Source organism: Anaerotignum lactatifermentans (assembly GCF_014982935.1).
GTDB lineage: Bacteria > Bacillota > Clostridia > Lachnospirales > Anaerotignaceae > Anaerotignum > Anaerotignum lactatifermentans.
The window spans coordinates 76,640-97,552 of the sequence record NZ_JADCKK010000002.1; the positions used below are offsets into that span (position 1 = coordinate 76,640).

Sequence of the window (20,913 nt, forward strand, 5' to 3'; positions counted from 1 at the left end):
CTGTAAATTTATTTTGTGATTTCAAATTCTGGCATCCCTGCAGCCCCCGCTGCAATTTCGTATTTCTGGAAAACGATGACAGGATTGCCTGCTTCGTTGATATAGAAGTTTGTTTCCGGTGTAATGGTGGTAAAACCGCCCATTTCTTCATCGAAATACAGTCCGCTGCTGTCTGCATTGATTTGTGCCTTGATGCTTTCATTGGCAATGTTGATATAATCAGGTCCCAGCAGATCTTCCAGTGTGATTTCGCTGTTGTCTTTCAGATTGATGTTGTAATATTCTGTTACCACTGTGGATGCGTTCCAGTCCTCATATCCAGTCAGTACCAAAGAGAGAGTATCTTCTGTTTCGCATTTCACTTCATAATCCACATTGACTTTGATATTTTTTGCCTCAAATTCTTCTTCTGTGCCGCCTGTTGCCAGAAAAGCTTCTTTGTAGGCTTCGATGTCTTCCGCAGCCTTCGCTTCGTAATCCGCTACGATCTTCTGAATTTGTTCATTGACATCTTTGGAATATCCTTCTTCCGCGCCATCCACCTGTGGAATTTCTGTGGAAATGGTCTTGTCCCCATCGGATATTTCATAACTGCGGAATGTGAGTACACGGGAGATGCCGCCCAAAACGGGATTTGCCTGCATATCTGTAGCAAATGTAGGGCTGATGTTCAATCCCGCTGTAAAGCAAAATACTGCACATGCTGCTACCAAACCAGTTGTTTTTTTCCAACTCCATCTTCTCTTCATATGACTCACCCTTTTCTCATCTCGTCTTGTCTGAATCACTTCTGATTTTTCGTCTTTCTGTTCTGTTTCTTTGCTCATCTCACCTAATGCCAGCCGCATTCTCTCATTTAATTCTGCTGGAATCTCAATCTGCTCGTAAATCTTTTTGGTATCCAGCAGCCGTTCCTCCAAATCTTTTGCCTTCATGTTGCCACCTCCCCATAACATTGCTGCCGCAGTTTTTCCAGTCCCGTGTATAGCCGATATTTCACTTGGCTCAGGCTGATGCCTGTTACCTCAGCGATCTCTGCCAATGTCATGTCCTCATAAAACCGCAGCACAACCACCATTTTCATCTCTTCCGGCAGCCCCATGACCGCTTGGTACATTTCACTCTCTTCCTGCCATTCCTCCTTTGATCCATCGGGAATTTCCCGCATCTGTTCTGGTTCCAAGGGTACTTCCCGTCCATATTTTTTCATATAAGAAAGACTTTCGTTCACTAAAATCCGGTAAAACCAAGTCTTGATATATGCCATTTCCCGAATGCTTTCTGCATGTTCCAGTCCCTTCACCACGGCGTTCTGCACAATATCCAACGCTGCTTCCTGACTGCGTACATATGAAAAAGCAAGGCGGTAAAATTTTTCCTGGTTGGCTACCAGGTACGCAGCCAACGCCTCTTTTTGATTTTGGCTCATACTTCATACCTCCATCGCCTGCGCTTGTTTTTCCTTTCTGTTATATAGACGATTCACCCCTTGAAAAAGTCTGAAAAAAAGCAAAAAAAATAAAAAATTTTTTGCATAAAAAAACCCCGAAGGGATAAACCCTTCGGGGAATTGGTTTTCAAACCATTGTGTTTGATATATTCTATTCGAATTATACCAGACCCTGAGCCATCATAGCAGCTGCAACTTTCTTGAAGCCTGCGATGTTAGCACCAGCTACCAGGTTGTAACCCAGACCAGCTGCTTCTGCTGCTTCAACGGACATTGCATGGATGTTTTTCATGATGCCAACCAGTTTAGCGTCAACTTCAGCGCCGTCCCAGCTGTATCTCATGGAGTTCTGAGCCATTTCCAGAGCGGAAACTGCTACACCACCAGCGTTAACAGCTTTAGAAGGAGCAACGATCATGCCGGGTTCAGCCATAGCTCTTGCCAGACCTGCGTTTGTTGTAGGCATGTTAGCAACTTCGATGTAGTATTTTGTGCCGTTAGCGATGATCTGTTCGATTTCGGGAACATCCAGTTCGTTCTGGTATGCAGCGGGCATGCAGATATCAACTTTCTGACCCCAAGGTTTCTGTTTAGGGAAGAATTCAACGCCGAATTTATCAGCATAGTCCTGAGCACGGTTTCTGCCGGAGTTTCTCATTTCCAGCATGTAGTTGAATTTTTCTTCTGTTGTGATACCATCGGGATCGTAGCAGTAGCCGTCAGGACCGGACAGTGTAACAACTTTACCACCCAGCTGAGCAACTTTCATTGCGATACCCCAAGCAACGTTACCGAAACCGGACATAGCAACTGTTTTGCCTTCGAATGTGTCGCCTTCATGTTTCAGAACTTCGTTTACATAGTATGTAGCGCCGTAGCCTGTAGCTTCGGGTCTGAACAGGGAACCGCCGTATTCCAGACCTTTACCTGTCAGAACGCCGTTTTCCCAGCAGCCTTTGATTCTCTTATACTGACCATACAGGAAGCCGATTTCTCTGCCGCCAACACCGATGTCACCAGCGGGAACGTCAACGTCGGGACCAATGTGTCTGTACAGTTCTGTCATGAATGCCTGGCAGAATCTCATGATTTCCATATCGGATTTGCCTGTGGGATCGAAGTCGGAACCACCTTTGCCGCCGCCGATAGGCAGACCAGTCAGGGAGTTTTTGAAGATCTGTTCAAAGCCCAGGAATTTAACTACGCCAGAGTATACTGTGGGATGGAATCTCAGACCACCTTTGTAAGGACCAATAGCGGAGTTGAACTGTACTCTGAAACCACGGTTAACCTGTACTTTACCAGCATCGTCAACCCATGTTACTCTGAAAGAGATCTGTCTTTCAGGTTCAACCAGTCTTTCCAGCAGACCCATTTTTTCATATTCGGGATGCTGTTCTACTTCTTTTTCGATAGAAGAGAATACTTCTTCTACTGTCTGGATGAATTCAGGTTCATGTGCGTCACGTTTTTTAACCTGTTCAATTACGCGTTCGATATAAGCGTTCATAACTCAATGACCTCCTACATTTTGTCTTTTCTTTAACTGAGTTTTTGCGGAAAACCCGCTTTTTTGTTTCTCAATGAGAAACAGTGAAGATGAAAAAGTCGCTTCCTTCCAGCGTTTTGAATAAACCTGAGAAGGTTTCCGACCCTTTTTCCTCTCTTATTATAGCACACTTTTTATGGATGTGTAGCATTTTTTTGAAGTTTTGTCTTTATTTTTCCACAAAATTTCCATTAAAAAATTATGCAAAAAAACGTTTTCTCTTCTTTTTTCGTCATCTTTAAAAATTCCGTAAATTTTGGCATAGTTTTAACAATGATTTTTTGGATAAAATCGAACAATTTGCACAAAGCCTATTTTGCCAATGGGAAAAGAAATCCGAACTATCCCTTTGCAAAAAGAAAACAGACATATTCCATAAGGAATATGTCTGTTGAAATGTCATCTTTTCTTGATTTTATCAAGAAAACCGGAGATGATGCCAGGGCGTTCTTCGTCAGGACCATTGTCTGACATGAATTCAATATATCTGCCAGTACCGATGGCAACACAGCTGACAGCATCTTCTGCCACCATGGCATGGATGCCGGTTCTGCTCTGGATCAGCTTATCCAGACCATAGAGCAGACTGCCGCCGCCAGTCATAACGATACCTCTTTCATAGATATCCGCTGCCAGTTCAGGAGGTGTTTTCTCCAATACACTGTGAACCGCTTCCGCAATGGCTTCTACGGATTCTTCCAGTGCTTCCAGCATTTCATCGCTGGTTACGGTGATATTCTTAGGCAGACCAGTAATCAAGTTTCTGCCGCGGACATCCAGTGTCACTGGCATAGTTCTTTCAAAAGCGGTGCCGATCTTGATTTTCAGTTCTTCTGCTGTCCGTTCCCCAATGAGTACGTTATGTTTTTTGCGCATATAACGAATGATGGCATCATCAAAGTTATCCCCGGCAATCTTCAGGGAATAGCTTACAACAGTACCACCCAGGGAAATAACCGCGATGTCTGTAGTACCGCCGCCGATATCTACCACCATGCTGCCGCATGCTCTGGAAATATCAATACCGGAACCAATGGCTGCCGCAATGGGTTCTTCAATGATGTGCACACGTCTTGCGCCTGCCTGTCTGGTGGCGTCCTCAACGGCACGTTTTTCTACTTCTGTTACACTGCTTGGTACACAAACTGCAATGGTGGGCTTCACGAAAGAACGTTTACCCAATGCTTTTTCAATGAAATACTGCAGCATTTTTTCTGTTACATCATAATTGGAAATAACACCTTCACGCAAAGGACGAATGGCAACGATATTGCCTGGCGTTCTGCCCAGCATACGTCTTGCCTCTTCGCCCACTGCAAGAATGGAATTGCTGTCTTTGTCAATGGCTACCACGGAAGGTTCCCGAATGACGATGCCCTGTCCCTTGATATAAACCAAAACCGTTGCCGTCCCCAGGTCGATTCCGATATTCTCGCCAAAACTCATAAAGTCTAACATATCGTTTCTCCTTCGTCTATCTGCTCATACTCTTCTTATCAGTATACCGAAAACAAAGCCTGTTGAAAAGCCGTTTTTCCGAAAAAATCTGTTTTTTTACAATATTATATGTTTTTTTCCGACAAAACTTCCACGGCTTTCTGCAGCTGTGTATCTGCCTCAGCGGGAATGTTTGTCTGCTGTGCATATTCTTCCGGCAGTTCCACCTCATAATCTGGTGTGATGCCTACCCCATGGATAGAAGTACCGTTGGGTGTATAGTATTTCTGAATGGTCACATTCAAACCGGAACCATCGGGCAATGTAAAGAGCCGCTGTACCAGACCTTTGCCAAAAGTAGTTGTACCAATGAGTTCGCCTCTGCCTGTATCCTGGATAGCGCCTGCCAAAATTTCTGCTGCACTGGCACTATTTCCATTGACCAGCACCACCATAGGCACATCGTTATAAACATCATCGCAGAGAGTATCTTCTCTGTTTCCTTCCTTATCCATGGTGTAAACCATGATGCCTTCCGGCAGCAGTTCTTCCCCAATTTCATGGGCGGATTTTACCAGACCGCCGGTATTGTTCCGCAGATCCAGCACCAGTTTTTCCATGCCTTCTGCTTCCAGCGTATCCAGAGCCTCTTTGAACTGATTGTATGTATTTTCCCGGAAGTTCATAATGGAAATATACCCAATATTGTCATCCATCATACGCCAGGAAACGGTCTGCACCTGAATATCCTGTCTGGTCACTGTTTTTTCCAGCACTTCTCCTGTGCTTTCTCGGAAAATGGTCAACGTCACATCTGTTCCTTCTTCCCCTTTTACCAAAGCAGAAACATCTGCTGCCGTCTTGCCGGTGATGCTTTCGCCATCCACTTCTGTGATTTTATCTTCTGCCAGAATGCCAGCCGCTTCCGCAGGGCCGCCCGGTGTCACGCTGCTGACAACAATGTAGCCATCATCGCCGGCATAAATTTCTACGCCAATGCCTACAAAATGCCCGCTGTTCTTTTCCACCTGTTCTGCCAAACTGTCTGCGGAAAGATAGTATGTATAAGGGTCCCCTACACCGGCAACCAGTCCCGTATACATCAATTCTTCCGCCAGTTCTTTGTCATAATCCTCTACATAATACGTATCCAGCATTTCTTCGATCTGACATATCTTTGCCGTATTGCTCATGCCAAAAGGCAGGGCAATATTCATCTGTGCCAAAAACTGTCCCCCAAAATAAATCACTGCCAGTAATACAAAGGCAGCCCCGAAGCCTTTCCAAAAATCTTTTTTCTGCAAATGTCATCGCCTCGCTGTTTTATCTTCTTTTATCCTTATGTCATGTTTTTGGGAAATATCCTCTTAGAAAATACAAAACCCTGTGGACGAATGATGCATACACATTTTCGACCACAGGGATTTTTTGTTTTGGTTATACCTGCAAATGCTTACGGATGGAAGTCACACTGCCTACCACACCCAGCAAAATGCCAAAAATCAACGCCGCAGGCAGGACGAATGAAAATACATCGCCAACCACACGGAAACGAACGAAGTTTTCTACAAACGGAATATGGTTGTAGAACAGGCTTACGGTTTTGCCATACATGGGCATCCCCACCAGCATAGGCAAAATCGCGCCGATCAGACCAATGATAATCCCTTCGATGATGAACGGCCAACGAATGAACCAGTCTGTCGCACCAACATATTTCATAATGTTGATTTCCACACGACGGTTCATAACGGAGATACGAATGGTGTTGATGATGATCATAACGGAGATCACACCCAGCACCAGCATAACCAGAATACCAGCTACCTGGAATACGTTGCTGACGCTCATGAGCATTTCAGACAAAGACTGTCCGTATTCTACCTTATCAACGCCTTCGATTTTCTGCAGTTCAGCCAATACGGCATCCTGAGATTCGATCTGATCCAGTTCCACCTGGAAAGAGTGGGACAGAGGGTTATTGGTATCATCCAGACCGATGAAAATATCTTCATCCGCCCCCCACTGTTCTTTCAGCTGATCCAGCGCATCTGCTGGAGAAATATACGTTACATTCGTCACATGATCCAGTCCGGAAATGGTCGTTTTCATATTTTCGATGTCCTCACTGGTCAGGTCACCCTTCAGAAATACGGAGATCCCAATGGAATCTTCCATCTGATCCAGCATATACTGCAGATTGCTTACCACGCAGTAGGAAAAGGACATGATGGAAATACAGGCCGCTACCGCAATGATAGAAGCCACGGTCATCAGCAGATTCTTTTTCAGCCCGCTGAAACCTTCTTTCAAAAAATATCGGATTGTACTAGGCCTCATCGTCATACCCACCTTTTTCTATGTCTCTGATAATATGTCCGCGTTTCAAAGTAACCACGCGTTTCTGCATGGCATCTACAATATCCTTCGCATGTGTTGCCATAACGATGGTAGTGCCGCGTTTGTTGATGTCATCCAGCAGCTGCATAATGCCCCATGCTGTATCCGGGTCCAGGTTACCTGTAGGTTCGTCACAGATCAGGATAGGCGGATTGTTTACAATGGCTCTTGCCAGTGCAGTTCTTTGCTGTTCCCCACCGGAAAGCTGGTTGGGATAGCTTCTGCCCTTCTGTCCCAGACCTACCAGTGCCAGTACCGCAGGCACATTTCTGCGGATGATGCGGCTGGGTGCCTCAATAACACGCATGGCAAATGCTACATTTTCATAAACAGTCTTGTTGGGCAGCAGACGGAAATCCTGGAATACTACCCCCAGATTACGGCGCAGATAAGGAATCTGCCGTCTGGAAAGCTCATTGGTTTTTACCCGGTTGATGATGATTTCCCCGGAAGTGGGGTCCAGCTCCTTCAAAAGCAGTTTAATCAAAGTAGATTTACCGGAACCACTGGAGCCTACGATAAATACAAAATCGCCTTTTTTGATATGTAAATTCAGTCCCTCAACGCCTTTTGAGCCGTTGGGGTATACTTTTGTTACATCGTTAAGTCGAATCAAAACGTATCTCCCTTTCTTTACAAAATTTGACGGAAAAACAGCCAAATCTCTCTTTTTCCGTCCCAAACACCATAAAATTATAGCATAAAACAGGTACCCTCACAAGGGCAAAACCTTTGGCAAATATGAATTTTCCGTTAATTTCAGCGGTTTTTACCAAAAAAACGCAAAAAGACCGCCTTCCGTTTTCCCCGAAAGACGGTCGCCCATTCGCCCCTGTTTGCAGTTGTAAAAGCCACATTTCGTGCTCTTTCGATTATAGCACAGAAAAAGAGGGGGAACAACCCAATTCCCCCGTTCAGATTCTTAAGAATCCATGAATGTTTTTCCATAAAAAATCTCCCGCCATTAATCGGCAGGAGATTTCCATATTTCTTAATAAGCCATTTTGTCCATGTACATCATGTACTTGCTTACCATCAGTGTGATTTTGAAGATAATGGCATCATCAAAGTTTCTCAGATCCAGACCTGTCATTTTCTGCAGTTTATCCAGACGATATACCAATGTATTTCTGTGGATATACAGCTGACGGCTGGTTTCGGATACGTTCAGGTTGTTTTCAAAGAATTTGTTTACAGTTGCCAGTGTTTCATCATCGAAATCATCCATGGTCAGACCATGCAGCACTTCTTTGATAAACATTCTGCAAAGAGGCAGAGGCAGCTGATAAATCAGACGACCGATGCCCAGTTTTTCATAGTTAACGATATATTTGTCTGTTTCAAAGATTTTGCCAACTTCCAGAGCCATTTTGGCTTCTTTGTAAGAACGGGATACGTCTTTCAGGTCACCTACAACAGTACCGCTGGAAATGTAAACTTTGCTGTTTGTTTCTGTATTCAGTGTTTCTTCGATAACTTTCGCAATGCGGTCGATTTCGTCTGTTGCTTCTTTGTCACGGAGTTCTTTTACCAGAATGATGCTGTGTTCATCCACTGCTGTTACGAAGTCTTTTGTTTTTGCAGGGAAAATGCCTCTGACGATTTCCACAACATTCATTTCTTTGTCAATGTTTGTTTCAATCAGGTATACGATTCTGCTTACATTATTTTCAATATGCAGTTTTTTCGCACGGCTGTAGATATCTACCAACAGCAGGTTATCCAGCAGCAGGTTTTTGATAAAGTTGTCTTTGTCGTATCTTTCTTTATAAGCCACCAGCAGACTCTGAATCTGGAACGCAGCAATCTTACCGATACGGTAGCCTTCTTCGTCTTCGCCTTTAACCTGTACCACATATTCGGGTACGCCGTTATCATAAATCTTGAAATACTGATAACCCAGAATCAACTGACTTTCAGCCTGAGAGCCCACAAAATTTTCCACCGCGTCAATCTGGCGTCCAATCATGTTTTCTTCCGTGGTAGCAATGACCTTGCCTTCCTTTTCCACGACGCTCAATTCTTTTCTCGTAATGTTTTTCAGTCCATCAATGGTACTCTGTAAAATCTGATTGGAAATCATGCGCTATCACCTCAAATGAATTATTTTTTCTCCTATGTGTCGCCTGCCTTTGAACAGACAGGATTCCTGTCAAAAGTGCCGAAAAACAGTATCGCCCTGTGTTATTCAAATAGCCTAAATACATTTTATAACAAAATGCTGAAAAAAGAAAGAGAATTTGCAAAAAAAACATACAAATTCTCTTTCGACCTTATTTTTTCATAAAAAACACAGCCTTTTTTTATCTAAACTGTCTTGATTTTTGTCCACGGAATGCCCAAAAGCCTTTTTTCCAGCTTTTTTGGCTTCGTCTTTTTTACTTATGAAATTCCGTATCCCCCAAAACATCCCGCATATCTGACAAGAGAAAGTATGCCTTTCTGTCAATATTCATGATAAGACTTTTGACCAAAGAAAGGTCTTTTTGCGAAAAAACACAATACAGCACATTTTGCCCTTTTTCTGGACAATTTTCCATATCCAAAAGTGACATAACCCCTCTGCCCCTGAGAGCAGAAAGCCCTTCCGCCATGGCTTTGCCTTCTTCCGTCACAATAACTGCTGCCCGTACAGCACTGCCGCCTTCTGCCACACGATCCATAACCTTCTCCATAATGCCCACAGCAAGAATGGCGTAGAGGGTATGGGTAGGACCAAAAGTCACCAATCCCAGCAATATGATGGAGCCATCCAAAAAAAGCACCAGCCTTGCCACAGAAACATGATGGAAAAATCCATCATGGAGCAGTGCCGCCGCCAAATCCACGCCGCCTGTGGTCGCGCCGCCCCGCAGTACCAATCCCAGACCAGCCCCCATAAGCACACCGCCATAAGCCGCTGCTGTCAGCAAATCCCCGTGATACATAGGAAATCTTGCTGCAATGTAAAGCATCACAGAAAACAAAAGGGAAGTCAGTATGGTTTTCCTCAAAAACTGTCTTCCCTGTGCGTACCACGCCAAAAGAAACAGCGGCACATTCAGGGCTGTATTCACCAGCCACAGGGGAACAGCCGGACCGCCCAGTCTGCGGGACACATCATCCAGAATCATCCCCAGACCGGAAATCCCCCCTGCCACCAATTCCATAGGTTCCAGAAAATTCTGAACGCCTACAGCCAGCAGTGCCGTTCCTGCCAAAAGCATACCATATGCCGCATATTTCTTTTTCTCCATATTCTGTTCGCCGCCTTTTTCCCGAGATTATCTCTTTTTCTGTTTTCTCAGGACTGTCAGCGCAAATTTCGGCAGACGCATCATACGCCGCCATCTGGTGGGCTGTGTGATGAGGCGGTAGAACCATTCCAGACCTAATTTTCGGAACAGCTTCGGTGCCCGTTTCACATTACCTGCCATAACGTCAAAACTGCCGCCAACGCCAATGGCAACCTTAGCACCCACTTCTTCCAGATGTTCGTAAATCCATTTTTCCTGTTTGGGTGCGCCCAGTCCTACCAATAGTATGGACGGAGAAAGACGTTTTATGTCTGCAATGATTTTCTTTTCTTCTTCGGCGTCAAAATAACCATTGTGACCACCAACGATTTTCAGACCGGGATATACTTTTTTCATCTGTCTTGCGGCAGTGGAAGCCACGCCCGGTGCGCCGCCGAAAAAGTATACACTTTCATTCTTTCCTGCAATGCGGCTAAAGATATTCTGTGTCAGGTCATAGCCTGCCACTCTTTCTGTCAGCAGAATTTCACTGTAGCGGCTTGCCCATACAACGCCGATGCCGTCGGGCACTACTAAGTCCGCTTCCCGCAGAATCTTCATCAACTCTTTGTCATGCTGCGCCTCCATAACGATTTCCGGGTTGGGTGTGCAGATGTAATGCTGTTTATCATCTGCCAAAAATCCCATGACCTTTTCCACAGCCTCTGCCATGGTCAAAGCGTCAAAAGGCACATCCAAAATCTGTGTCATTTTTCTCATAACTGCCCTTGTCCCCCTTATTTCCGTTTCTCCAGCAGGCGCATGAGGTATTTCTCATTGCGGTGTGCCATCTGGTTCAGGTGTTTTGCCTTTTCTTCCAGCTTTGCCACATAAGCCTGTTTGTTTTTCACAATATCATCAATGAGTCCCAGTGTATGGTCCATATCAAAGCTCTTCAGGTCGCCGCCGCTGGGCATTTCCAGTTTTTCCAGATAGTATTCAATCTTCGGATCATATACAAAGCCCACCAGAGGCACATGCTGTCTTGCTGCAAAAATCAGTGTATGCAGACGCATGCTCAGGATAAAGTCCGCTGTAGAAATGATGCCCATAACTTCGCTGGGGGTGTAGCTGCCCCGCAGGATGTAAGCAGGCTGTTCCATTTTCTTCTGAACTTTTTCGCTGATGGTAATATCGTTTGGCATTTGCATTGCCAAAAAGACGATATTCCGGTTATATTTTTCCACAATGGTATCGCAGAGTTTTGCGAATCGAGAAATGAATTTATCCATATCCCGCCAATTTCTTACAGAAACCACTACCAAAGGTTTATCCTGCGGAATGCCTTCCTTATCCAGCAGACGGTATGCATCTTCTTTTGCAATGCCGTCCATAGTGAATACAGGGTCAGCGGTCACAAAGCATTTCTTCGGGTTCACACCCATGCTCAGCAATTCTTCGTAGGAATTTTCTTCTCTCAATGTAATGAGGTCAGCCTTGTTCACCACCTGTTTCACCAGTCTGCGGTTGCGCTTGCCGGAAACAGGACCAATGCCGTTGGCATAAAGCATGACTTTTTTCCGCATGAATTTTGCCGCCGCTGTAATGGAAAGGTAGTACATCAAAGAACGTGTGCTGGTGCTGTCCTGCAAAAGGGAACCACCGCCGCTGAGGAGAGCGTCGCTCTGGTGGATGGCACAGAGCACATCCCGCACACCAAAACGATAAACGGCTTCAATGCCGTATTTTTCTCTTGTTTCCACTGGTTTGTTGGACAATACCGTGATGTGGTAATTGTCCCCCAATTCCTGAATGTTCTTGTGCATAGAAAGCATGATAGCTTCGTCACCTGTGTTATTGAAGCCGTAATAGCCGCTCATAACCACATGATACTGTTTTTCGTGGCTTTCCTTCCAAGCTGCGTCATAAGCCTTTACACTATCCTGTGCCATTCTTGTCACAGAGTAATAACGGAAGATCACTTCTCTGCCATAAGCGCCGGCTTTTTCTCTTTCTTCCGGTGTCATGTTGCAGAAAGCGTATACGGTATCTCTGTAGAGCTTGTCCTCTTCAGACATTTCGCATCCACGGCAGCAGAAGTTGTTTTCCTGTGCCATAGCCAGTTTATCTTCGCCAAACAGACCAATATAGCCTTCATTCCCCGCAACGATAACCGTCTTGCCGGCCGCCATAGCTTCCAGTGCCGCACGGCTCACACCGACAAATACGTCTGCCACAGAAACCAGTTCGTTGATATCTGTTCTTGCGCCAGTCATGGTGATGCATTCTCTGCCCAGCTCCTTGTTAACACCTTTACTCTTTTCCAGCAGTTCGTCAAAGACATCGCCGCCGCCTACGATGATGATACGCAGACCGGGAATCTTTTCTGCCAGCTTTGGTGTAATCTCAATGAGCTGTCTTGCCACCATGGCACGGCTTTCATCCATACGGCTCACATAAACCAGTGTGGGTTCTTCCCCTGTCAGATGGAATTCCTGACGGACTTTGGTGCTGTCCGTTTCGGGAGAAAACTTATCTGTGTCAATACCGTTGATAGTTACAAAAATATTTTCGCTGCGCACATGATAGTTGTCCATCAAATACTGCTTGATGTCCTCACTAACTGCAACGACTTTCTGACCCCAATTGGTCAGATATTTCAGCCCCATCCCTGTGTAAAATACCCAGTGTGCAGAGGTGACAAATGTAAATTTCAGTTTCTTTTTCAGCATGCCGCAGATAAAGCCGGGGATTCTGGCATGAGAATGGACAATGTCCGGTTTTTCCTTGCGGATGATCTTTTTCAGAAGCATATAAGATTTCAGCATTTTCATTACATTGCGCTGATTCATGGGCACTTTGTAATGACGGATCCCCGCTTCCGCCAGTTCCTGTTCGTAAACACCGCCATTGGATGCAACGATGATGTCATAGCCCTGTTTTTTCAGTTCTTTGGAAAGTTCCACTACATGAGTTTCCGCACCGCCGATATCCAATCCCATCAGCGTCATCAATACTTTATATTTCATATTCGTCCCACCTGTCAAATATCAATTGAAGTTACTTTCATCTTGGGTTGCGCATATTTCGTATAAACTTCCATTTCGGAATTGGCTTTCAGTTCCACAGTGCCTTCTGCGAAGTAGCCGTCTTCCTTTTCAATGATATTGCCTTCCAGCGTCAGAGTAACCCCGTAATATTCGGGATATTCCACCAGAATGGTGTTGCCGCTGTTGTCAATGACGTTTTTCATCTTTGGCGCATACTGCACATCGGTAATGGTGCCGATATAAGTATTTGTTTTTGCATCGTACATGGTATCCCCCACATGCAGGGCATTGACTGTTGCCATACGCACATCGTCAATAAAGGCTGTATAAGTCACTTTGGATGCCTCTGCTGTTACGCCGGCAGATTCCTTCTGGTTGACAACGCCGAATTTGTATACCCCTACAGCAACCAGCGCCACCACAACCACCAGAATCAGCAAATCTATGATATTGGGTCGTCTTTTTGCCACATTACTCACCGTCCCTTACTTCTACAATATAACCCTTGAAGGCGTATCCTTTGCCTTTCACATTCTGTTCCTTACCGACTTTCACCACATTGCCCTCTACGGTAATGTCCTGATCGGTTTCTGTGCCGCTGCCTTCAATTTCCACATAAATATTGCAGTAGCCGGGTACCGGCAGCATTTCATACTTGTTTGTGGTACGGTTGAAATTCACTTCCCGGAAAGGTTCTGTCCAGCAGCTTTTCACTGTTCCCAGATATGCGGAGCTGGTGCTGTCAAAGACCTTGCCCCCTTCCACAGGGAAGTTTGCTGTTTCGTTCAAAACCTGTCTGCCTTCCACCACATAGGTGTATGTTTTGGTTTCTGCTGCAGCGCCGCCGCCGTTTTTTCCGCCGGCAACCCAGTACACACCGAATGCCACTGCCGCCAGCAGAACCAGAATGATCAAAATATCCAGACCGTTGAACAGACCGAATATCTTTCTGCTTTTTGTCTTTTCCATCACTTTCTTGCCTCCGCATACAGTTTTTCCATTTTTGCCGCCATCAATTCTGCTGTGAACATTTCTCTTGTCCACGCCATGGCTTTTTTGCTCATGCTTTCATACAGACTTTTGTCGGAAAGGATTTCTAGAATCCGTCTTGCCAGATCCTCGTCATCCCCTACTGCCACCAGATAGCCGTTTTCCCCGTGGCGCACCACTTCGCTGACGCCGCCGCTGTCTGTGCCCACAGCAGGCACCCCTGCGCTCATGGACTCAATGAGGGAAAGGCACAGTGCTTCTTCCTTAGATGTGATAACAGCCACATCCAGTGCCGCTTCCAGCCGTTCCACAGCGGAAACAAAGCCTGTGAACAAAATCTTTTCTGTCAGCCCCATCATTTTCACATCCGCCTTCAGCCGTTCCATCTGGCTGCCTGTGCCAACAATGAGGAATGTGATATCCTGCCGTTCTTTGCAGATGCTCTCTGCCGCCCGCAGGAAGGTATCATGGTCTTTCACTTCTTCCAGTCTGGCAACGATGCCCACAACTTTCTGACCTTCGGGCACACCGTATTCTGCCAGTACTTTCCTCTTTTCCTCCGGTGTCAGAGGGGAAAGCATTTCAATGCCATTATAAATAGTCACAATCTGTTTCGGGTCTGTGCCGCCGGCAATCATGCTCTTTCTTACGGCTTTGCTCACGGCAATGACTCTGTCACTGTAACGATGGTTCACCATCCGTTTTGCCAGTCTTTTCAGTGTGTTTCCGCTGACATTTTCCATACAGTGTTTTGTATGGAAGATACGGGGCACACCTGCTTTTTTCGCTGCCATTCTGGCTGTCAGACTGGCATGGGTATGCACCACATCGGGCTTGTCCTTGCGGAACAGCTCTGTCAGAGGTGCCATTGCCTTTTTGTCATAGGAACTGTCTGCCATGGCATCCATTTTGATGACGGGAATGTCCAGACTTTCCACCACAGGGCAAAGCTGGCTGTCCGCAGGCAGTACCACCCGTACATCGTATGTTTTCCGGTCGCAGTATTTCAGATAGTTCAAAAGCCACCGTCCCGCGCCGCCGATATTGCGGTCTGTCAATACATGATAAATTTTCAGTTTTTCTTTCTCCATGATTTTTCTCCCAATCTCACGGCTGCCATACCGATGCCCAGTACGCACCAGAACAACAGCACAATGCTGTAATCAAACCAGATATGGTCTGTCATCCCCTGTAACAAAATACCTGCAAAGCCGCCGAATACTGCCGCCAGAATGAAGCGGTATCTTCTTGCAGCTCTTGCCATGGTGCTGTAAATCTTCTGGAAGAACAGCAGCACCAACGCCAAAAATACACTGAAGCCCACAATGCCCAGTTCGATAAATTCCTGTAAGAACAGGTTGTGGACATGGTAAGCGTTTGCCGCTTCCAGAGAGAACAGCGGATAAATCTCATTGAAGGCATCTACGCCGATGCCAGTCACCCAGTAATGACGAATCATGTCAAAGCCTGCCTGATAAATGGACAGACGATACTGGGAAGACGAGTCACTCATGGTAACAGAACTGAGCAGTCGTTCCCACAAACTGGTGGGCAGTATGAAAGGCATTGCCAGCAGTGCCACAATCCCAATGGGAATGAGCCGCCGTTCTGCCAGCAGTACGAAAAGCCCTGCGGCAAACATCAGCCCCAGCATTGCCCCGCGGGAGTTGGTAGCCAGCAGCCCCAGACACAAAATGCCGAAGCAGCCTGTATAGAACAATCTGCCTGCCCAGTTGCGGCATTTCCACATCATCCCTGCCGCCAAAGAGCCAATGACAATGAGGTATTCCCCTAATACGTTAGGGTTATTGAATGTGGCATAAGCACGTGTGGTAATGTCGAAGCTTTCGGCGTCAACCCATGCTTCGTCCATTTCCACGCCCACCACATATTGGAAAATCGCGTACAGGGCAATGAGTACCCCTGTGGCAATCAAAACAAACAATACCAGATTCAGTTTTTCTTCTGTGTCGATGCAGTCCCTGCAAACAAAGAACACAGAAAGGAATACCAGAAAAATACCCATGACCATAATGGCTTTGGGGAAGTGATAGCTTGTCAATGCCCCATATACCACGCACAGGGCAAAGAGTCCAACCAGCACCCCTACCAGGGCTGTCCGCTGCATACGGATGCGTCCCATCCATACGTTGATTACATAGAGGGCAAAGGTGCCTGCCGCCAGTACCGCCTGTAGCATGGTAGGCAGTATGGGAATGGCAACTGCCAATGCACAAATGCAAATAATCAGGAAATTCTGGTTACACAGCCGCAGGATAGCGCTTTCTGCCACCATCGTCGCTGCAAAGCCTTTTTCTTCCTGCACTGCCACAGCACATCTTTTGGCAGGACCATGAAGCAGATGGGGCAGCCGTCCCCTTGCGGAACGAATCCAATAGTCCCAGTTATGACGCAGGAATGTAAAGATACCGCTTTCCCAGAAAGCCCTGCCCACAGCCTGTCCCAGTCTGCGGTAAGCCCGGTAAGTCAAACTCTGAGACCAGATGCCCCAGAACCAGATGACAAAACCATGAATCAGGCGGAAGAAGAAGCTGTCCTCGATATAAAGAGAGATTTTGTCCGTCATACCCTCCCGTCCTTTCTGTTGTTGGGTATTTTCTTCGGGTTTCTTTTCCGGTGTGCCCCCTGTGGGAGGATTGCCGCCGCCCCGGTGGAGGAATTTTCCTACCAGAGAGAATGCAAAGCGGCTTTCATCTACCCGCAGCACATAAGTCAGCACCATATATACCACGATACCGATGCAGGTAGGAACACCCACCAGAATCACCCGTGGAATGAGCCCATCGCCCATTTTCGCTGCTAAGAAATGATAAGGCAGATATACACAGAACAGCATCACCAAAGCGGATACTGCCATTTTACACAAATCTGCCGCCAGTTTTTTATCCAAAATGCCCGGATACTGTTTGACTGTCGGCACAAACAGAATCAGCGCTGCCACTGTGGAAGACACAGCGGAAGCCAGCGCCAGACCGCCCAGCCCCATAGGCTTCATGAGCAGCCAGCACAAAGCGGCATTGACACCGATGGAAATGATGCCAGCCACCAGAGGCATTTTTCCTTCCTGCTTTGCGTAGAACACACGGCTCAAAATGGTCTGTACACCATAGCCAATCATGCCCACCGCAAAGAAACACAGAGCCGTCCCTGTCATTTCTGTTCCCAGCGCGTCAAAACTGCCTCTTTCATAAATGAGTTTTACCAGTGGTTTGCTCAATACCATAAGCCCAACCATCATGGGAATCAGGAAAAACATCATAGACCGCAGGGTCACTCGTACGGTCTGTCCAAAGCCGTCCCCTTCTGCATCATCGGCCATACGGGAAAGTTTCGGGAAAATCAGATTGGCAATGGCCAGAACAAATACCCCAACGATGATAGTATATAAGTTGTTTGCATACTGTAATGTGGTTACCCCCATATCCAGATGGGAAGCAAACTGGTTATTGATAATCAGGTTGATGGGCTGAATCCATGTGCCTACCATAACAGGCAGCATGAGAATCAAAATCTTCCGTATGCCTTCATCCTGGAAACGAAAATCCGGGCGGTAGAAATACCCTTTTTTCATCATGGAAGGAATCTGGATGATGGCCTGCATAGCCCAACCAATGAGGAAGGCCACTGCCAGACCATATACACCAAAACGGTCATTCCAGAAAATATAATACAGGATGATCACGGCGTTAGAAGCCACGCTCAAAGCCGCCGGCACGTTAAATTCATCCAAAGACTGCAAAATCCCCACGAAAGAAAAGGCAATGCCTGTAAAGAAAATGGTGGGGAACATCACATGGGACAGCTGTGCCGCCAGTGCTGCCGTTTCGTTGTCATAACCTGCGGCAAAAAGCCATACAAACTGTTCCGAAAAGATTTCACACACCACTGTCATGAGCAGTGTCACCAATCCCATAAGGGTAATGAAACGATTGGAAAGAGCAAATGCCTCTTTCTTTCCTTTTTTCTTCAGATATTCATTGAATATGGGAATGAAGCTGGCGGATATTGCCGAAGCGAATACCGCATCAAAAAAGGTTCGCGGCATCAAGCTGGCTGTGGTGAATGCCTCCGCCGCCATGCCGTTGCCGTAATTGGCTGCCAAAAGCTGATCTCGCACCAACCCCAGCACTTTTCCCACCAGAGTAATAAGCATCATAAAGCTGACCGCTTTCACGGCGCTGTTTTTTTTCTGAGTCGTCATTTCGTTTCTCCTGAAGTTTCTTTGATTTCTCTTTTTCTTTCCCCGAAACACAAGGAAAGGTGGATAGAGAATATCTACCCACCTTATACTACCGTATTCTTACTGATTTTACAAGAAACATGGGGGAAATTTAAGAAACTTCTTCTATTTTCCCACTGTTTTTCATGATTTTCAAACTTTCACAGGCTGATATGTCACGCCGTCATCTGCAATGCGGAATTTCAGCATATATACATTGCTGTTTGCTGTGCCGTCTGCTCTCCACAGATCAGGCAGATTGATGTAACGCGCGCCGTCCTTTGTGGAAGCCCAGTAAGCATTGCCGCTGCAGGATACCACAAAGACTGTTTTGCCGTCTTCCACATATTTGTTCAGAATTGCGCGGAAGTAATCTGCTTCTGCTGCGGAAGGATAATCGGAAGGTGTTTTATCTGTGACAAAAATGATGGTGTCATTGCCTGCCGCTGCAATATCCTGTGTGAAACGTCCGTACTGAGAAGGATCTGTCTTACGGATACCCTGACTTGCTGCCAGCAGTACCACGGAAGCGCCATCTCTGTTCATGAAGCGGTAGCTGCCGTTCCATGTCAGGCTGTCCTGTACGGTCGGTGTGGTGATGTCACAAGGACCGCCGTAAACGGTCACATCTGCGCCGCTGTCAGCCGCAGAACGTACACGGCTTCTCTGTGCGTTGTATGTTGTCGCATCCACCTTGCCAGTGCCGGTGTATTTCAGTTCACCAGTGATATTCAGATAGAATGCGCCGTCATTCTGTTTTGTTACAGTCTGCTGCAAAGGGTCTGCTGCAGATGTGCTTGCAGGCGCTGTCACTTTGCTTGCACCACCAACGGTAATGGTCACATAAGTGTCCTGACCTGCCCAGCTGCATTTCACATAAGTGGAGCCTTTTGCCTTTGCAGTAAAGGTGTTGCCGTTCATGGTACCGATAGCAGGATTTGCTACGGTGTAAGTTACGTCATTTGTAACCGCTCTGCCGAAGCCTTCTGTATCATAAGCGGTCACATAAATGTTTGTGGTGCCGCCTACGTTTTTGATGCTTACATCAGGGTATGTCGCTTTCAGTCTGGCTGTGGGATAGCAGGTCGCATTTGCCACTGCTGTCAAACCGTCGCCATAAGTTGCCACAACGGAGTATTCCCCTGTGGTGGTAGGCTGGAACAGATATCCATCCCATGTGCCTTCCACACCAACCACTTCAAAAGTTATATCTTCCGGTGCGATGTAAATGCGGTTTTTGTATTCATCCAGACCGTAAACCGTGAATTCCGCTGTTTTGCCGGGCTGTGTATGCTGGTTCACAGTTGTGATGCCGATTTCTTTGATTTCGCCTTTGGGTGCTGTCTGGAATACACCTACGGAAGCAATAACTTTTCTCTGCGCCCCGTCAGAAGGTGTGTTCTGCAGCTGAGGTGCCGCGTCGTCAACGGTCTGCACCACCATGGTGGAAGAACCGCCGCCGTCCAGATGCAATGCTTCATAAGCGCCGTATTCTTTCATGAGGGCTGCCATTTCGGAATGAGTTGCACCAATGCTGTCCCCACGACCGTCAACAACCATCATGATGGCTTTGGTACCATCCTGAGAAACACCAAAAGCTGTTCTGGGCTGTCTGCCCGCTGCTACAATGTCTGTCGCAGGTGCTTCCTGACCGTCCAGCAGCAGCAGTCCGCCGCCGCCGAAAGCTGTGTCGATCTGGTCAAAGTCGATGGTAGAGCTTACCTGTAATGTAACAGGGTCGCCTACTTTGAATACAGAAGCTGCATTTGTGTAATAATCGCCGCTCATGACGATGAGGTAGCCATTTTCAGGCACTTCCACAGTTTTCCCTTTCTGGGAAATGTATGTAATGGTGTTGTTCTGTACCACAAATTTCACCAGATTGTCAAAACGTTTGTCCAGATCCGCAGTGCTTGTAGCAGCCTCTCTGTTAAACAGTATAGGGAATACCATGCTGGTCACTTTGTTGATGGATGCCAGATCAATGGTCTTTGCGGAATTGGAGAACTTCACGGTTGTTTTGAAGTAAGTGAAGATGGAATTACCGTTTTTGTCCTTTACATACGTACCATACTGGTTTTTGTCCTGGTTGATGCTTGTCCCTGCAGAAACCAGTTCTCCGTCGCGTACAACAGGACCAAATCCTGCGGAATATGTACCTGCCATACCGAAGAAGTCACTGTTCACACCAGCAATGGCGCCGTTGTCTGTGAGCATTTTCTGTACGGTTTCTTTCAGACCATATTCTGTTTTGCTTTCCACTTCTTTCAGTTCCAGTGTGCTTTCTGTCAGGTCGATGGTCAGCACATAAATGTCCTGAATGCCGGCTGTTGTCATGCGGCTGTTCTTTTCATAAGTCACCCCTCTGGTGATGGTTTCCTGTGTCTTGTTTTCATAGACTGTCTGGGCAGCAAATACCGTTGTCACCCCTGCCGCAGTAAATGTCAGCGTTGCTGCCACAAAAGCAGCCAGCAAGCGCTTGATGCCGTAGAATCTTTTTTTCATTTTCCCACGCACTCCCTTTCTCTCGATTCTGATGGTTGGACGCCTGCTTTTCACCTTTGTTCCATATTCTGGAGAAA

Annotated in this window: 16 protein-coding genes; all 16 read right to left on the reverse strand. The window is 46.5% G+C overall.

Going from position 1 to position 20,913, the window contains the following annotated elements; genetic code table 11:
* Positions 1-8 precede the first annotated feature (8 nt).
* The 16 genes from INF29_RS01060 to INF29_RS01135 all read right to left on the reverse strand — a co-directional run bounded on the left by INF29_RS01060 (position 9) and on the right by INF29_RS01135 (position 20,836).
* Positions 9-935 carry a DUF3298 domain-containing protein gene (locus tag INF29_RS01060; RefSeq protein WP_193484104.1) on the reverse strand — a complete coding sequence of 309 codons (927 nt, stop codon included), beginning with the start codon at positions 933-935 and terminating at the stop codon, positions 9-11.
* On the reverse strand, positions 932-1,429 hold the full coding sequence (locus tag INF29_RS01065; RefSeq protein ID WP_193484105.1) for an RNA polymerase sigma factor: 498 nt from the start codon (positions 1,427-1,429) through the stop codon (positions 932-934). Before INF29_RS01065 ends, INF29_RS01060 begins: the two co-directional genes overlap by 4 nt.
* Before the next feature lie 181 nt (positions 1,430-1,610).
* Positions 1,611-2,960 carry an NADP-specific glutamate dehydrogenase gene (gene gdhA / locus INF29_RS01070; protein WP_087989126.1) on the reverse strand — a complete coding sequence of 450 codons (1,350 nt, stop codon included), beginning with the start codon at positions 2,958-2,960 and terminating at the stop codon, positions 1,611-1,613.
* 438 nt (positions 2,961-3,398) lie between these two features.
* Positions 3,399-4,457, reverse strand: coding sequence for a rod shape-determining protein MreB (gene mreB / locus INF29_RS01075; protein WP_242949224.1), 1,059 nt, complete (start codon positions 4,455-4,457; stop codon positions 3,399-3,401).
* A 104-nt stretch (positions 4,458-4,561) separates the two neighbouring features.
* The gene (locus INF29_RS01080) at positions 4,562-5,740 is read right to left on the reverse strand and encodes a S41 family peptidase (RefSeq protein WP_193484106.1); all 1,179 of its coding nucleotides are present in this window, start codon (positions 5,738-5,740) and stop codon (positions 4,562-4,564) included.
* A 133-nt stretch (positions 5,741-5,873) separates the two neighbouring features.
* Positions 5,874-6,776: a permease-like cell division protein FtsX gene (gene ftsX / locus INF29_RS01085; RefSeq protein WP_072850881.1), complete on the reverse strand. Its 903-nt coding sequence runs from the start codon at positions 6,774-6,776 to the stop codon at positions 5,874-5,876.
* Complete coding sequence (gene ftsE, locus INF29_RS01090; protein ID WP_072850879.1) at positions 6,766-7,452, reverse strand: cell division ATP-binding protein FtsE; 687 nt, start codon at positions 7,450-7,452, stop codon at positions 6,766-6,768. Before ftsE ends, ftsX begins: the two co-directional genes overlap by 11 nt.
* A gap of 375 nt (positions 7,453-7,827) precedes the next feature.
* On the reverse strand, positions 7,828-8,919 hold the full coding sequence (locus INF29_RS01095) for a PucR family transcriptional regulator (RefSeq protein ID WP_022254748.1): 1,092 nt from the start codon (positions 8,917-8,919) through the stop codon (positions 7,828-7,830).
* 295 nt (positions 8,920-9,214) lie between these two features.
* A complete protein-coding gene (locus INF29_RS01100) occupies positions 9,215-10,072 on the reverse strand; it encodes a YitT family protein (RefSeq protein ID WP_193484107.1) in 858 nt (285 codons plus the stop codon).
* A 27-nt stretch (positions 10,073-10,099) separates the two neighbouring features.
* A complete protein-coding gene (locus tag INF29_RS01105; RefSeq protein ID WP_087989130.1) occupies positions 10,100-10,831 on the reverse strand; it encodes a WecB/TagA/CpsF family glycosyltransferase in 732 nt (243 codons plus the stop codon).
* A gap of 17 nt (positions 10,832-10,848) precedes the next feature.
* On the reverse strand, positions 10,849-13,080 hold the full coding sequence (gene csaB, locus INF29_RS01110) for a polysaccharide pyruvyl transferase CsaB (RefSeq protein WP_193484108.1): 2,232 nt from the start codon (positions 13,078-13,080) through the stop codon (positions 10,849-10,851).
* A gap of 14 nt (positions 13,081-13,094) precedes the next feature.
* The gene (locus INF29_RS01115) at positions 13,095-13,571 is read right to left on the reverse strand and encodes a DUF4330 family protein (protein WP_022254744.1); all 477 of its coding nucleotides are present in this window, start codon (positions 13,569-13,571) and stop codon (positions 13,095-13,097) included.
* Between the two features lies 1 nt (position 13,572).
* A complete protein-coding gene (locus INF29_RS01120) occupies positions 13,573-14,070 on the reverse strand; it encodes a DUF4330 domain-containing protein (protein ID WP_193484109.1) in 498 nt (165 codons plus the stop codon).
* A complete protein-coding gene (locus INF29_RS01125) occupies positions 14,070-15,182 on the reverse strand; it encodes a glycosyltransferase family 4 protein (RefSeq protein WP_193484110.1) in 1,113 nt (370 codons plus the stop codon). Before INF29_RS01125 ends, INF29_RS01120 begins: the two co-directional genes overlap by 1 nt.
* Positions 15,164-18,313 carry a murein biosynthesis integral membrane protein MurJ gene (gene murJ / locus INF29_RS01130; protein WP_193484111.1) on the reverse strand — a complete coding sequence of 1,050 codons (3,150 nt, stop codon included), beginning with the start codon at positions 18,311-18,313 and terminating at the stop codon, positions 15,164-15,166. The genes INF29_RS01125 and murJ overlap by 19 nt, the downstream gene beginning before the upstream one ends.
* Positions 18,314-18,484: 171 nt before the next feature.
* Complete coding sequence (locus tag INF29_RS01135) at positions 18,485-20,836, reverse strand: phosphodiester glycosidase family protein (protein WP_193484112.1); 2,352 nt, start codon at positions 20,834-20,836, stop codon at positions 18,485-18,487.
* Positions 20,837-20,913 lie beyond the last annotated feature (77 nt).